The organism is Phaeobacter inhibens DSM 16374, assembly GCF_000473105.1.
In the GTDB taxonomy this organism is placed as follows: Bacteria; Pseudomonadota; Alphaproteobacteria; order Rhodobacterales; family Rhodobacteraceae; genus Phaeobacter; species Phaeobacter inhibens.
The window spans coordinates 559,999-573,501 of the sequence record NZ_KI421498.1 but is presented as its reverse complement, the minus strand read 5'-3'; the positions used below and the strand labels follow the sequence as shown (position 1 = coordinate 573,501).

Below are 13,503 nucleotides of genomic sequence, written 5' to 3'. Positions count from 1 at the left end.
CCTGCCGCAACCGCATGCGGCAGACGCGCAATCAGATCAGCGGGCGGCGTTCTGGCTTTTCCAGATCAATCAATGCACGCTCGGCAAGGGTATCCAGATCGGTGATCGACAAAAGGCCATTTTGCCAGTCCGCCAATCCCGCATCGCGCAGCGCCTTCAGCCGTTTGTTGGTATGAACCAGCGACAGGCCAAGCGCATCCGCCAGATCCTGCTGGCGATAGGCCAGCGGAACCGTGTGCCCCTCCTCCAGCCCGACCGCGCGCAGACGCAGGTAAATCCGCACCAAGGCCCATGCAATGCGCTGCGAGGCATCGCGTTGTCCCAGGGATGCAATCGTCTCGCCCAGGAAATGCTCCTCCACCGCTGCAATCCAGGTCAGATCATACGCACGCGCCGGATATTGTTCAAACAGGCGGAAGATTTCAGAACGCCGAAACACGCAGAGGGTCATGCTGGTTGTCGCCTCAACGGAGTGTTTCATCTCTCCCATAAGACCGGCCTGCAAGCCTATGAAATCGCCCGGAAAGATGAAATTGATCACCTGCCTGCGCCCGTTTTCAAGCGTGGTGTAGCGGGTGCCCATCCCCTTGAGCACCGTATAGACCTGCGGACTGTTTGAGCCTTCCAGCAGAATGGTTGTCCCGGGATCGACCACCAATTCGCCGGTCTTGAACCCCTGAGTGAAGGTCAGTTCTTCCTTGCTCATCGGATTAAAAATGTCGCGGTTTCGCAGGGGGCAATCCTGACAGTCGGTGGTCAACAATGCGCAATCCCCTTCGGCGGTATGTCATAGATTAATGCAAGCCTAGCCCAGTTCGGCGCAAGATGCACGAAACGAAAGGCCACTCCCCTATGCAAGACGATCCGCCGGTCACCTCGACCACAGCCAAGAGCGCTGTCTATGTTGTTGCGTCGAAAGATTATTTGACCACCTGCGATATCTCTGACACGATTTTTGAGCTTCACACCGATGCGCAGGTGATCTGCCATCTGTCGATTGAGGCGGCGATGGCCGACATCTGTCGTTACAGCACCATCGCCGTGGTGTTTGCCGAGGCCGGGGTCGCGCTGGTGGATCAGCTACAGCTGGATCAGATCATTGCGACGCGCGGTGGCAAACTGGTGCTGATGGGCACCGCGGCGGAGGCTGAACTGGAGGCGGCAGAGATTGGCTCCTACCCTTGGCCGGTGCTGTGTCGCCCGTTTTCTGCTGCGGTGATCAAAAGCTGGCTACCGTCCCGGCATACGGCCCCGAAAGCCACAGCTGGGAACAATGCGGGGCCTGACACGTTACCCCTACATCTACGCATTGTGGACTAACCTTTTGAAGGAGAGAGAAGATGCTTGGTTGGGCACTTACATTTCTGGTCGTGGCACTGATCGCGGGCTTGCTTGGTTTCGGTGGTATCGCGGGGGCATCGGCTGGTATCGCAAAGATCCTTTTCATTATTTTCCTTGTCCTCTTCGTGGTGGCCATGGTCATGCGCGCACTGAAGGGAAAGCCGCCGGTATAACCCGCAGCATAACCCGCAGCGCATCCTGATTTCAGATTGAGAAACTGGCCCGTCATCGGCGTCCTATCGGAGCCATGGCGGGCCATTGGTGTTTTTATCACTTGTGCAGAAGGTCATTCGCTGACTGGCAGGCCTCTGATCTATTTGCGGCCCGCGCCGCAGCTGGCCGGAGCACTGTTGCCGGTCAAATCAGGGTTTCGTCCGTTTGTGCTTGGCCCGCTGGAGATCAGGCCCCGGGGGATCAGCCCGCAGCCTTCCCCGGAAGCGCTGCCGAGATCTCGCGGCTGGCCTGTTCCCACTCACACGCGAGGGTCATCAGGTCCGGCATCTCTTCGGTCTCGATATGTTCAATGGTCAGCAGCGCCTCTCTCAACTCAGTGAAGCCAAGCACAGCCGCCGATCCAGCCAGCCGATGGGCCTCCTGCCGCTGGTCAGGATCCAGCGTTTGTGCCGCGCGCAGGTCACTGAGAAACTGATCCACCTCCTCGCAATACCCCGCAAGGAACTGCGCACCGCGCTCGGCGCCAAGGGCTTGAAAAAATTGCGTAATATCAGAACCTTGATCAGAGGAAACTGCCTCTGCCTGCCCCGGTGCTGCCACGATCGCCTGCTCTTGCACTATGGTCGCCGTCGGCGCCGATCCTGATCCTGGCTGATGCCCTGCAGCGGGCGCATTGCCGCCGGGCCGATCCCGGCGGACCTGGCGCGATATCACCTCAGCCAGAGTCGATTTGCTGACCGGCTTGGTCACCACCTCAGCCAGCCCGGCGTCACGTATCCTCGCATGATCACGTGGGGCCACATGCGCGGTGAGCGCCACGATCTGCGTGCCCTCTGCCAACCTCTGCTCGCGGATCTGGCGGGTGGCCTCAATCCCGTCCACCTCCGGCATGCTGATATCCATGAAGATGAGATCGAAGCGTTCGGCGCGCGCGGCTGCGACACCTTCAGCCCCGCCGGGGGCCAGCACCACCTGATGGCCAAGATTGGTCAGCATCCGCTCCACCAGAAGCCGGTTGATTTCGTTGTCTTCGACCACAAGGATACGCGCCGCGTCGTCTCCGACCTGAATGTTACCCGCGTTCTGCAGCGCCGCAGGTGCTTGCGGCACAGGCGCAGGTTCGGCGTGTGCCGCATCTATCACCCCCCCGGTATGGGAGGCCGGCAGTGGCAACGAGATGGTGAAGAGGCTCCCCTCCCCCAGCTCACTTTCGCAGGAGATGTCGCCCCCAAGTGCCACAACGATGCGGCGTGTGATTGCAAGACCTAGCCCGGTGCCCTCGCTGCTGCGCGCGTAACTCGCATCAAGGCGAATGAAATCCTCAAAAATCCGGTCCAGATCACGTTCAGCGATTCCGGCGCCGGTGTCGGCGATGCTGATCTCGACGGTGTCACTCTGCCCGAGGCGTTGCACATCGACCGACACCGCCCCATCGGTGGTGAATTGCAATGCGTTCTCGATCAGATTGACCAAGACCTTCTTCAGCGCGACCGGACGCCCCAGCACATCTCCTCCGCTGGCGCCAAGACTGCAATGCAGGCTCAGATCGTTGCGACCACGGCGGGCGGTGCTCTGATGTGCGTCGATCAGTTCCTGCACCAGATCGCTGAGGTTGAAAATGCGCTGATGTTCATAATCGACGCTGGTTTCCAACTGTGACAATTGCAGGACGTCATTGACATGGGCCATCAAACGGTCGCCTGAGGTGCGGATCGCCGACACATAGTCGTGCTGATCCGGTGACAGGGCGGTGCCCTCCAGCAGCTCAACCGCTCCGAGGACACCGGTCAGAGGTGTTCGCATTTCATGGCTCATCACCGTGAGAAGATCTGCCTTCGCCCGCTCACCTGCCAGCGCCTCATCGCGGGTGCGCGTCAGTTCTTCCTCAGCGGCGATCCGGTCCGAGATATCGCGCAGATAGCTGACAAAGACGGTTTCTTCCGCTGATTGGCTGGCAGTGATCGACAGCTCCACCGGGAAGATCTCACCCGACTTGCGCTTGGCCTCCAACTGCACACGCCCCTGGCCGATGACCTTGGCCGTGCCGCCGGCGCGATAGGCCTGCATGCCCTGTTCGTGGGCATCGCGCAGATGGTCGGGGACGATCAGCTGCGCCATATCGGCGCCGGTCGCCTCCCCCCTTGAATAGCCAAAAATCGTCTCCGCCGCGCCGTTCACCTCCTGGATGCGCCCATCGTCGCCGACAACCAGAATGGCATCCAGGGAGGAGGTGATCATGGCGCGCATCCGCGCAACGGCGAAGCGGGTGCGTTCGGCCAGACGTTTGCCACGCTGATACAGCCGCCCCATCATCAGCGCCGTCAGCGCCAGCGCCACGCAGAGCGCCAGCACGACCCAGGCCAACCGAGACAGGATCGCAAAGAGGTTGAGGCGTTTCTCCTCCGTTATGCGCGCATGTTCAGCAAGCCCCGCAAGCGCCAGCACCCGCAGGTCATCGCGGTTCTTCCTCAGGATCTTGCTCACCTGCGGCAGGCCGAACAGCAACGCCTCATCCGGGCCGTCAATGTAGGTGATCAACGTGTCGATCCGCGCCATGACCCGTTGCAGGATCTGAGCGTTTTCCGGGGCCTCGCGCACAGATTTGAAGGTCCGGCTTTCGCGGATGGTGGCAACGCGGCTATAGAGGATATCGAATTCGCGGCGGACCTGCGACAGATCCTGCGCATCGCGCGCTGACAGAACTGCATTCTCCAGCTTCAGCTGTTCAATTTCGGCCTGAGACAAGGTCCACTGCAGGCTGTCGGTTGCGGCGGTTGAGAGGACCTCCAGGCGCACCAGCACCTCGCGTCCCAGCCGAACAGACTGCACCGCGAGCAAGGCAAGAACCAAGCCCACGGTGATCAGGACGCTGCGCGACACCAAAGGGTTCTCCCTGAGCCGCACCTATGAAGGGCCTCTGTCTGTGCCGGTCATTGGCCTACTGTGATCTCCTCAAGCTGCCAGATGCTGCGGGAATAAACCGCCTCTGTGCGATATGTGGGGTCGCTGTCATAAGGGTAGACGATCCACAAAGGCCCCTTGTCGCGCACCGACATGGACGCGCCATTGCGTTCATAGGCGACCATCGGGCCACCGTTCGTGGCGTCGGAGACGGGAATTTCAACGGCGTAGTCGTTGATCGCCCGGGCCACGACAACACCTGATTGCCCCTCGGCGACGCCGACATGGGCCAGAAGTGCGGCCAGGCTCACCCCGGTGAAGGCCTGCTCTCCCGAGGTCCAGATGGTCCGGGTATCAAATTGGGCCACCGGCAGGTTGCGCAGCTCCTCCATGGAGAATTCATGCCGCTGCAGGTCACCGCCATCGGCAGGTTTGATGGCCACGGTCAGCACGGCCGCATCCGATTGGGAGGCCTGCGCTGCGCCGGACGGCAGGCCGCAAAGCAATGTGACAGCTGCGAGCAGTGCCGCGATGTGAAGGTGCCAGTTTTTCATAGCGTCAATCCTTTTGCCCGTGCGCCCCAGCGTATCCAAGGTGGTGTTCCGCGGTAATGCACATCTCTGATCTGGGTCCAACCTGTCACAAACCGCCGCGTCGGGCATCTGTTCCTGCGGATAGACTGCTATTCTTTGGTATAGGATTCGTAACCAGAACCGCGATTTTTTGCCACCTGAGGTCGATTTTACGTGCGGTTGCGCCCGCAGAAGGGCAAAATGGCCTATAGCATCGGGATTTGCACCGCGCCCAAACGACTGCCAGACCCAAGTCCATAGACCACTGCGCCCGGGGCCGGGTGCGATTGACATTTTATCAACCAAATTACGGTTATCCTAACAGCCAAGCCGGTACTTAGCAGGAGCTCACATGCGTATTCTTTTGGCGGACGATCACGACATGGTTCGCGAAACAATATCCGCCTATCTGAAATCAGAAGGCGGCGCTGCCGTGACCTCGACCATCGATCTGCCCGGCGCGCTGAGCGAGATTGAAGAGAACGGGCCTTATGATCTGGTCCTGCTAGATTACAACATGCCCGGCATGCAGGGGCTGGCCGGGTTGGGCACCGCGCTGAAGGCCAATGGTGGCAAGGGCGTTGCAATCATCTCAGGCAGTGCGCCCAGCCGTACCGCGCAGGAGGCGTTGGATGCCGGGGCCATTGGCTTCATCCCGAAAACCATGGGCGCGCAGTCGCTTCTGAATGCCGTGCGGTTCATGAGCGCCGGGGAAATCTACGTCCCGGTTGAGCTGATGCGCAAGGAGGCCGAGGCGCCTGCCCATCCGCTTGCCGACAAGCTGAGCCCGCGCGAGATTGAGGTTCTGAACGGGCTGTGTCGCGGTCTGTCGAACAAGGAAATCGCTCGCGAGCTGGAGTTGCAAGAGGTGACAATCAAGCTGCATGTCCGCACGCTCTGCCGGAAGCTTGAGGCCAAGAACCGCACCCAGGCCGCGCTGACGGCGAAGGAGGCCGGCCTCTTCTGAGGGGGGGCAACCCACGCCAACGGGCTACCGGCCTTGTTGCAGGCCTTGGTTGCCGTGACCTCACTATGATTGCGCACCCAACCTGGTGGTTGAGTGCGCTTTCGTCACCTTGAGACTGGGATCCGGACCTGTTCATGGACACCTAGATCCGATCGAGTTGCCAAGATCAGGGAACCACCGCCCAGCGAATGACGTAGGCCACGCAGCCCAGGGCAGCGACGCTGGCAATCCAGATCGCAGCAAACCACAACAGCCGACCAACAGGGCGCGAGGCGCCCGGTTCGGGCTGCGGGTTCGGGCTATTGGCTGGTGTTTTCAAGGGCTTTCCCCGCATCAGTGATACCCCTCCTCCGGGTTGATCTTGCCGCGGAATACCCAATAGGCATAGGCGGTATAGCCCAGGATCAGCGGCACAAGCACCACCGCGCCGACCAATGTGAACATCAGGCTTTCATCCGGGGCCGCGGCCTCGGCAATGGTCAGGCCCGGCGGTACGATGAACGGATAAAAACTGATACCGATCCCGATGAAGCTGAGGACAAAAAGTCCAAGCGCGGCGAGGAATGGCTGCGCGTCCCGCGACCCTTTCAATCCCTGAAACAGCGCGTAACTGCACAGCGCAACCAGTCCTGGCACCAGTAGGCTGAACAGGCTGCCGGGCAGGTTGAACCAGCGGCGGAAATACTCCGGGTCCTGAAACGGTGTCAGCAGGCTGACCAGCCCAATAGCGGCCAGCGTTCCTGCCCCAAGCCAGCGGGCGTAGCCGCGCATCTGGCATTGCAGCTCGCCTTCGGTCTTCATATTGAGCCAGGTCGCGCCCAGCAGCGCATAGCCGGTCAACACCGCCAGCCCGGTGAGAACCGAGAACAGCGTCAGCCAGTCCCACCAGCCACCTGCGTAGGCGCGGCCTTCAATCTCGACCCCCTGCACCAGCGCGCCCAGCGCAATGCCCTGCATGGTGGCGGCGACCACGGATCCACCGAAGAACGCACTGTCCCAGACGCCGCGCCAGCGGGTGGTGCGCCAGCGGTATTCAAAAGCCACACCGCGAAACACCAGCGCCAGCAGCATCAGGGTGATGGGCATATAGAGTGCCGGCATGATCACCGCATAAGCGAGCGGAAAGACCGCAAACAGCCCCCCGCCCCCCAACACCAGCCATGTCTCATTGCCGTCCCAGACCGGCGCGATGGAGTTCATCATGGTGGCCCGGTCGCGCTCCGAGGTGGCGAAGGGGAACAGGATGCCGACGCCAAGGTCGAACCCGTCGAGGACAACATAGGTCAGCACCGCAAAGGCGATGATTCCGGCCCAGATGAAGGATAGATCAAACAACATAGTAAGGACCTCTCTCAGTTGCCTTGCGGGGTGGGATCATCGGTGATGTCTCGGTCGACCTGCTGCGCCGGAGTGATCCCCGCCGCGCGCACAGGGCCATCACGCAGGCCAAGATTGCGGGTCGCAGGTGCCTTGTTCATCATGCGCAGGATGTAGAAGGTTCCAGCCCCGAAAATGAAGAAGTAGACAATCACAAACGCTGTGAGGGAGGCCGCGACCGCAGGTGCGGACACCGGCGCCAGACTGTCAGAGGTGCGCAGCAGACCATAGACCGTGAACGGCTGGCGCCCGACCTCGGTGGTGATCCAACCAGCCAGAACCGCAACGAACCCCATCGGCCCCATCGCAATCGAGGCGCGGTGCAGCCAGCGACTGTCATAAAGTTGCCCACGCAGACGCCCCCAAAGCGACCAGAGCCCAAGACCCGCCATCGCAAAGCCAAGACAGACCATCACCCGGAAGCTCCAGAACAGGATCGCGACTGGCGGCTCGTCCTCGTCCGGGATGGTGTCGAGCCCGGCCAGCGGCGTATTCAGATCATGTTTCAGGATCAGGCTTGAGAGTTTGGGGATCTCAATAGCGTAGTCGATTGATTTTGTTTCGGCATTCGGCAGGCCAAACAGGATCAGCGGAGCCCCCTCTGGGTGGCTGTCATAGTGACCTTCCATCGCCATCACCTTGGCCGGTTGATGTTCCAACGTGTTCAGCCCGTGCATATCCCCGGCAAAGATCTGGAGCGGGGCAACCACCACCAGCATCCACATCGCCATGGAGAACATCCGCCGCGCCGCTGCATCGGTTTTGTCGCGCAGTAAGTGCAACGCGCCGACACCCCCCACCACCAGCGCAGTGGTGAGGAAGGCCGCCAGCACCATATGCACCAAGCGGTAGGGGAAGGAGGGATTAAAGACGATCTGCCACCAATCCTCCGGCACAAACTGGCCAACCTCATTGATGCTGTAGCCTGCAGGTGTCTGCATCCAGCTGTTCACGCTCAGGATCCATGTGGCCGACATCAGCGTCCCAAAGGCGACCATGGCGGTGGCGAACATATGCAGCCTGTCCCCGACGCGGGCACGGCCAAACAGCATGATACCCAAAAACCCGGCCTCAAGAAAAAACGCAGATAGCACCTCATAGGCCATCAACGGGCCAAGAACCGGGCCGGTCTTATCCGAGAACACCGACCAATTGGTGCCAAACTGGTAGGACATTACGATACCGGAGACGACCCCCATGCCAAAGGCGACCGCGAAGATCTTTTTCCAGTATTCAAACAGGGTGTAGTAGGTTTCATCCCGGGTGCGCAGCCACTGTGCATTCAGCACGGCCAGATAGCTGGCCAAGCCGATGGAAAATGCCGGGAAGATGATGTGAAACGAGACAGTGAACGCAAATTGCATACGTGCCAGTGTCTCGGCTGTTAGCCCATCAAACATATCTGGTCTCTTTCCTAGAATTCGGCGCCGCCCCTGACCGGTTAGGAGTGCCAACCGTGGTTGGACGGCCTTCTTCTTGTGACAAAGCTAATACTGGAGCGCAGAATTGCAGGTGGCAGAAAGCCGCAGCGCGGCGACAGGTCTCAGGTTTTCCGCACAGCGCCAATCTATGCTAGTTCCTGAAAAAGTCATTGCACAGCCAGTTTCAACGAGCTTTTGACAGGGCTGATCCGGGCCAGACCTTTGGTCCGCAGGTGAAGGTGGCAGAATGGCGCAGGCGAGAACGGAATGACAGCTATGACCCCGGCACACCCTCTCTGGATTGATCGTTTCGCCGGACTGGCCAGATTGGATGCAGAGACCAAGGCGCATATCCTCGCTGAGGCCGCGCTGGTGAATGTGCCGAAGGGCGCAGTGATTTTTGGTCCCGGCAAGTCACCCGAAAACATGCTGTTCCTGCTGGACGGCACGGTCCGGGTGCAGCAGGTCTCCGACAGCGGGCGCGAGATCCTGCTTTACCGGATCAATGCGGGCGAGAGCTGTGTGCTGACCACCGCCTGCCTGCTGGCCTATGAGGATTACGCTGCAGAAGGCGTTGCCGAGACGGATGTGGCCGCCGCCGCCCTGCCCCGATCGGTGTTTGACGCGCTGGTTGCCGCCTCTGCGGAGTTCCGCAGCTTTGTCTTCTCGGCCTTTTCCAAGCGGATCACCGATCTGTTTCTGGTGATTGACGAGGTCGCGTTTCAGCGCGTTGACGTACGGCTGGCGCAGGGGCTTTTGGATCTGGCCGGAGCAGGCGACCATCTGGCGGTGACCCATCAGCAGCTGGCCGTGGATCTGGGCACCGCACGCGAGGTGGTGTCGCGCCAGATGCAGGAGTTTCAGCGCCGGGGCTGGGTGCAGCTGGCGCGCGGCAGTGTCGACATCGTGAATCGCGACGCGCTGCGGCAGCTGGCCGGGCGCTGACCCGCACCGCCCCGGTTTTTGGCGATGGTTGGGCGCAAGGGTGACTTTGTCACAGACAGAACGGGGCGATCTGCGGTTTCTGGCGAGGAGATATCGCCAAGGAGTAGATAAGATGACCAGAAACGTCGGCACCCTCGACCGGATTATGCGCCTGATGCTGGGCGTTGCCCTGATCGCCGCGCCCTTTGTCAGCGGATTTGCCATTTTTACCGCAACCTGGACAACCGTGCTGTCGGTGGCTGCCGGAGTGGTGATGCTTCTGGTGGCGCTCACCCGCAGCTGTCCGGTCTACACGATTCTTGGCTGGCGCAGCTGCAAGCTCTGATCCCGGCCTATCGCGCTGTCTACCGCTTGACCACGGCGCCGCGCTGGCGTTCAAGGTGATGCACCGGCTTGAGACCCACCCCCGCTGCAAGACTGTACGTCACACGCAAAGAAAGACCTGAATGCCCTCTCTCCTGACCCGCTATGTCCCGCTTTTGACCTGGGGGCGGGAGTATGACCGCCTGACCCTGACCAATGACCTGATTGCGGCGGTGATCGTCACCATCATGCTGATCCCGCAGTCGCTGGCCTATGCGTTGCTGGCGGGTTTGCCACCTGAGGCCGGGCTTTATGCCTCAATCGTGCCGATCCTGCTTTATGCGGTATTTGGCACCAGCCGCGCGTTGGCCGTGGGGCCGGTGGCGGTGGTCTCCCTGATGACCGCCGCCAGCCTGAGCCAGATCACCGCACAGGGCAGCATGGGTTACGCGGTCGCGGCTTTGTCGCTGGCCGCACTGTCCGGCGCGATCCTATTGGCGATGGGGCTGCTGCGGCTGGGGTTTCTGGCAAATTTCCTGTCGCATCCGGTGATTGCCGGATTTATCACCGCCTCCGGCGTGCTGATCGCCACCAGTCAGATCAAGCATCTGCTGGGGATCAGTGCTGAGGGGCACACCCTGCCTGAATTGATCCTGTCGCTGCTTGAGCATCTGCCGCAGCTCAACTGGCCAACCGCACTAATCGGCGGCGGCGCTACAGTATTTCTGTTCTGGGTGCGGCGGGGGCTGAACCCGACCCTGCGTCGGCTTGGGATCGGCGCGCGCCTTGCGGGTTTTCTGACCAAGGCCGGGCCGGTTGCCGCAGTTGTCGTCACCACGCTGGCGGTCTGGGGACTGGGGCTGGCGGAGCGTGGCGTGAAGATTGTCGGCGCGGTGCCGCAGGCGTTGCCGCCCCTCACCCTGCCAGATCTATCACAGGACCTGCTGGCACAGCTGCTGCTGCCAGCGGTGCTGATTTCCGTCATCGGATTTGTGGAATCGATTTCCGTGGCGCAGACTCTGGCCGCCAAACGGCGCCAGCGGATCGATCCGGATCAGGAGCTGATCGGTCTGGGCACCGCCAATCTCGGCGCGGCCTTCACCGGTGGGTTTCCCGTGACCGGCGGATTCTCCCGGTCGGTGGTGAATTTTGACGCCGGAGCGGAAACCCCGGCAGCGGGTGCCTTTACTGCGGTCGGGCTGGCGATTGCCGCCGTGGCCCTGACACCGTTGATCTATTTTCTGCCCAAGGCGACCCTTGCCGCGACCATCATCACCGCCGTCTTGGGGTTGGTGGATTTCTCCATCCTGCGCAAGAGCTGGGGCTACTCCAAAGCCGATTTCGCCGCCGTTCTGACCACCATTGCGCTGACGCTCCTGATGGGGGTCGAGGCGGGTGTCTCGGCTGGGGTGGTTCTGTCGATCCTGCTGCATCTCTATAAATCGTCCCGCCCGCATATTGCCGAGGTGGGCCGGGTGCCGGGCACCGAACATTTCCGCAATATCCTGCGCCACGAGGTGGAGACCCACCCCGGCCTGCTGACCCTGCGGGTGGATGAGAGCCTGTTTTTCGCCAATGCGCGGTTTCTGGAGGATTGCATCCATCGTCGGGTGGCCGATGATCCGCAGATTGATCACGTTGTGCTGCAATGCTCGGCCATCAATGACATCGACCTTAGTGCGCTGGAATCGCTGGAGGAGATCATGCACCGGCTGTCAGAGATGGGCGTGATGCTGCATCTGTCGGAGGTGAAGGGACCGGTCATGGACCGGTTGCGGCGCGGGGCGCTGCTGGATCACCTGACCGGTAAGGTGTTTCTGAGCCAGCATGACGCCGTGGAGGCATTGCGGCCTGCCGGGGGCGAGACACGTCTCTCCGTGCCGTCCCTTGGTGGTTAGGCACAACCCCCACCAAACGCAAACCGGGCCGCGAAATAGCGCGGCCCGGGTCTGCCTTGTCGGTGGTGGTCAGCCGGTGTTCCGGCGGGGCCCCTAAGCAACGCCGGAGAGGACCCTGCGTTCTGCCATCCGGATGCTGCGGGTCGGCGCCACTTCGATCAGGTGCAGGGGCCGAATGCCGATATTGTCGATCTGCTGGATTTCGCCGCCGCTGGTCAGGCTTTGATCCCGCCAGACCATCTGCACCCGCTCCTGCGACGAAACCATTGCGGAGCCTTCGACCACCCGCCAATGGGTGCCCAGCGTTGCCACAGAAAGCGGCAGGCTTTGTCCGGGCAACACAGTCAGATGTTTGACGATGTGCTGCGCGCCCATATCGAGGGTCTCGCTGTGGCCCCAGCTCTCCATGGTGCCTTGCTTGGCGGTGCGGGCGCCCCCTTCGCGCAGCTGATCGCCGTACCAGCTGGCCAAAGTCGCCGCATCGTTGCTCTCGTGCAGGGTTGCGGTCTGGCGTTCTGCAGACGCCTTGCGGCTATGTGGCAGGGTTTTGCACCAGCCAGCCTCACCCGAGATGCTACCGGACAGCCAGGCTTCCCATTCGGCATCGCTGGCGACCTCAGGCTCAACCTGCCAAGCGTCGAGTTCATTCCAGCCTGCATCCAGTTCCACAACCGAAAGACCATCAAGGTGGCGCAGAACCGCATTTTCAAAGGAGCTGCCACGGGACCGGCGATAGCTTTCGGGATCCAGAGTCAGGATGCCATTCACCTGCAGGCCCCGGGCAACCGCCGTCCTGCTGGGCATCAGGATCCGGGCAGCGTGCTTCTTATAGACCGCCAGCAGCGTGTCGAGCCGGGCAAGATAAATGCCAGTGTTCCAGAGCTTTGCGGCAGGCTGCTCACGCCAGCCATCAAAGGTTGGGCTGCGCTGATCGAGGAACTTGCTCACCGGGGTTGCAGCCTCTGCGGTGAGGCTCTGCGTACATTCGATATAGCCATGGCTGCGGCAGGCACGATCCGTCTGCACCCCCAGCATCACAATATCGCCCTGCTGTGCCGCCAGAACCCCCTGAGCCAGCGCATCCTGAAGCTGGTTGGCGTCATCAAAATCCTGATCCGCAGGAAGGATCAGAACAACGCTGTCAGCCGAAGCCCGCAGGCAATGCAGAGCCGCGATCACACCTGCAGCAGTTTTGGTGGCTCCGGGTTCAAGCAGCAACTGGCCGGTGATGCCTGTGGCCTCCAACTGGGAGTGTGCCACCTCCGCAAAGGTGTCGCTGGTCAGCACCGTCGGAGCGTGAAATTCAGGTGCGGCAATGGCCGACAGGACAGTCTGAAAGCGGCTCTCGACGCCGGCGGCGTCTTCAAAATGCATCGGCACCATATCTGCGCTGCTGGCAATATCGGCATCTGTGGCTCCGGCGAGAACGATAGGGAAGATCATGCTGCAGTCCTTTCGGTGTATCCTGGCGGTTCTGGGATGACCCAGAGCGGGCGTGTTGATTTCACATTAGGGGTTTCAGCGATCACGATCTTCTATCCAGTGGGTGTTTCTGGGCGCGAAAAAGGATAGCACCTGCACAACCTTAGCGTTCGACCTCTGTG

General features: G+C 61.1%; 13 protein-coding genes. 6 read left to right on the top strand and 7 right to left on the bottom strand.

The genetic code is table 11. From position 1 onward, the window contains the following. Positions 1 to 31: 31 nt before the first annotated feature. On the bottom strand, positions 32 to 763 hold the full coding sequence (locus INHI_RS0106465) for a Crp/Fnr family transcriptional regulator (protein ID WP_027247132.1): 732 nt from the start codon (positions 761 to 763) through the stop codon (positions 32 to 34). 89 nt (positions 764 to 852) lie between these two features. On the opposite strand from INHI_RS0106465, the gene INHI_RS0106460 reads away from it, so the two are divergent. Both INHI_RS0106460 and INHI_RS20895 read left to right on the top strand, forming a co-directional pair. Beyond that, positions 853 to 1,320 (top strand): hypothetical protein, encoded by a 468-nt coding sequence (locus tag INHI_RS0106460; RefSeq protein WP_254656859.1) that lies wholly within the window; start codon positions 853 to 855, stop codon positions 1,318 to 1,320. Between the two features lie 20 nt (positions 1,321 to 1,340). Next, a complete protein-coding gene (locus INHI_RS20895; protein ID WP_014880317.1) occupies positions 1,341 to 1,514 on the top strand; it encodes a DUF1328 domain-containing protein in 174 nt (57 codons plus the stop codon). 241 nt (positions 1,515 to 1,755) lie between these two features. Here the strand turns inward: INHI_RS20895 and INHI_RS0106450 are convergent, their stop codons facing one another. Continuing rightward, a complete protein-coding gene (locus INHI_RS0106450; RefSeq protein ID WP_036767243.1) occupies positions 1,756 to 4,395 on the bottom strand; it encodes a hybrid sensor histidine kinase/response regulator in 2,640 nt (879 codons plus the stop codon). A gap of 50 nt (positions 4,396 to 4,445) precedes the next feature. Continuing rightward, a complete protein-coding gene (locus tag INHI_RS20415; RefSeq protein ID WP_036766950.1) occupies positions 4,446 to 5,078 on the bottom strand; it encodes a putative pterin-binding protein in 633 nt (210 codons plus the stop codon). A 262-nt stretch (positions 5,079 to 5,340) separates the two neighbouring features. Here INHI_RS20415 and INHI_RS0106440 point away from each other — a divergent pair, with 262 nt between their 5' ends. After that, entirely contained in the window at positions 5,341 to 5,955 is a 615-nt protein-coding gene (locus tag INHI_RS0106440; protein WP_014874950.1) for a response regulator transcription factor, read from the top strand. A gap of 166 nt (positions 5,956 to 6,121) precedes the next feature. Here the strand turns inward: INHI_RS0106440 and INHI_RS20890 are convergent, their stop codons facing one another. Genes INHI_RS20890 through INHI_RS0106425 form a run of 3 tightly spaced genes read right to left on the bottom strand, consistent with a single transcriptional unit; the run spans position 6,122 to position 8,732 of the window. Beyond that, positions 6,122 to 6,289 carry a DUF2474 family protein gene (locus tag INHI_RS20890; RefSeq protein WP_014880320.1) on the bottom strand — a complete coding sequence of 56 codons (168 nt, stop codon included), beginning with the start codon at positions 6,287 to 6,289 and terminating at the stop codon, positions 6,122 to 6,124. Then, a complete protein-coding gene (gene cydB, locus INHI_RS0106430) occupies positions 6,289 to 7,293 on the bottom strand; it encodes a cytochrome d ubiquinol oxidase subunit II (protein ID WP_027247128.1) in 1,005 nt (334 codons plus the stop codon). Before cydB ends, INHI_RS20890 begins: the two co-directional genes overlap by 1 nt. A gap of 14 nt (positions 7,294 to 7,307) precedes the next feature. Then, on the bottom strand, positions 7,308 to 8,732 hold the full coding sequence (locus INHI_RS0106425) for a cytochrome ubiquinol oxidase subunit I (RefSeq protein ID WP_027247127.1): 1,425 nt from the start codon (positions 8,730 to 8,732) through the stop codon (positions 7,308 to 7,310). Between the two features lie 297 nt (positions 8,733 to 9,029). Between INHI_RS0106425 and INHI_RS0106420 the strand changes: the two genes are divergently transcribed. From INHI_RS0106420 to INHI_RS0106410, 3 genes are all read left to right on the top strand, one after another. Next, positions 9,030 to 9,698 carry a Crp/Fnr family transcriptional regulator gene (locus tag INHI_RS0106420; RefSeq protein ID WP_027247126.1) on the top strand — a complete coding sequence of 223 codons (669 nt, stop codon included), beginning with the start codon at positions 9,030 to 9,032 and terminating at the stop codon, positions 9,696 to 9,698. A 112-nt stretch (positions 9,699 to 9,810) separates the two neighbouring features. Beyond that, entirely contained in the window at positions 9,811 to 10,023 is a 213-nt protein-coding gene (locus INHI_RS0106415; RefSeq protein ID WP_014880324.1) for a YgaP family membrane protein, read from the top strand. 121 nt (positions 10,024 to 10,144) lie between these two features. Continuing rightward, positions 10,145 to 11,899, top strand: coding sequence for a SulP family inorganic anion transporter (locus INHI_RS0106410; RefSeq protein WP_014880325.1), 1,755 nt, complete (start codon positions 10,145 to 10,147; stop codon positions 11,897 to 11,899). Between the two features lie 93 nt (positions 11,900 to 11,992). Here INHI_RS0106410 and INHI_RS0106405 read toward each other — a convergent pair whose 3' ends face one another. Next, positions 11,993 to 13,342 carry a sugar phosphate nucleotidyltransferase gene (locus INHI_RS0106405; protein ID WP_027247125.1) on the bottom strand — a complete coding sequence of 450 codons (1,350 nt, stop codon included), beginning with the start codon at positions 13,340 to 13,342 and terminating at the stop codon, positions 11,993 to 11,995. Positions 13,343 to 13,503: the final 161 nt, after the last annotated feature.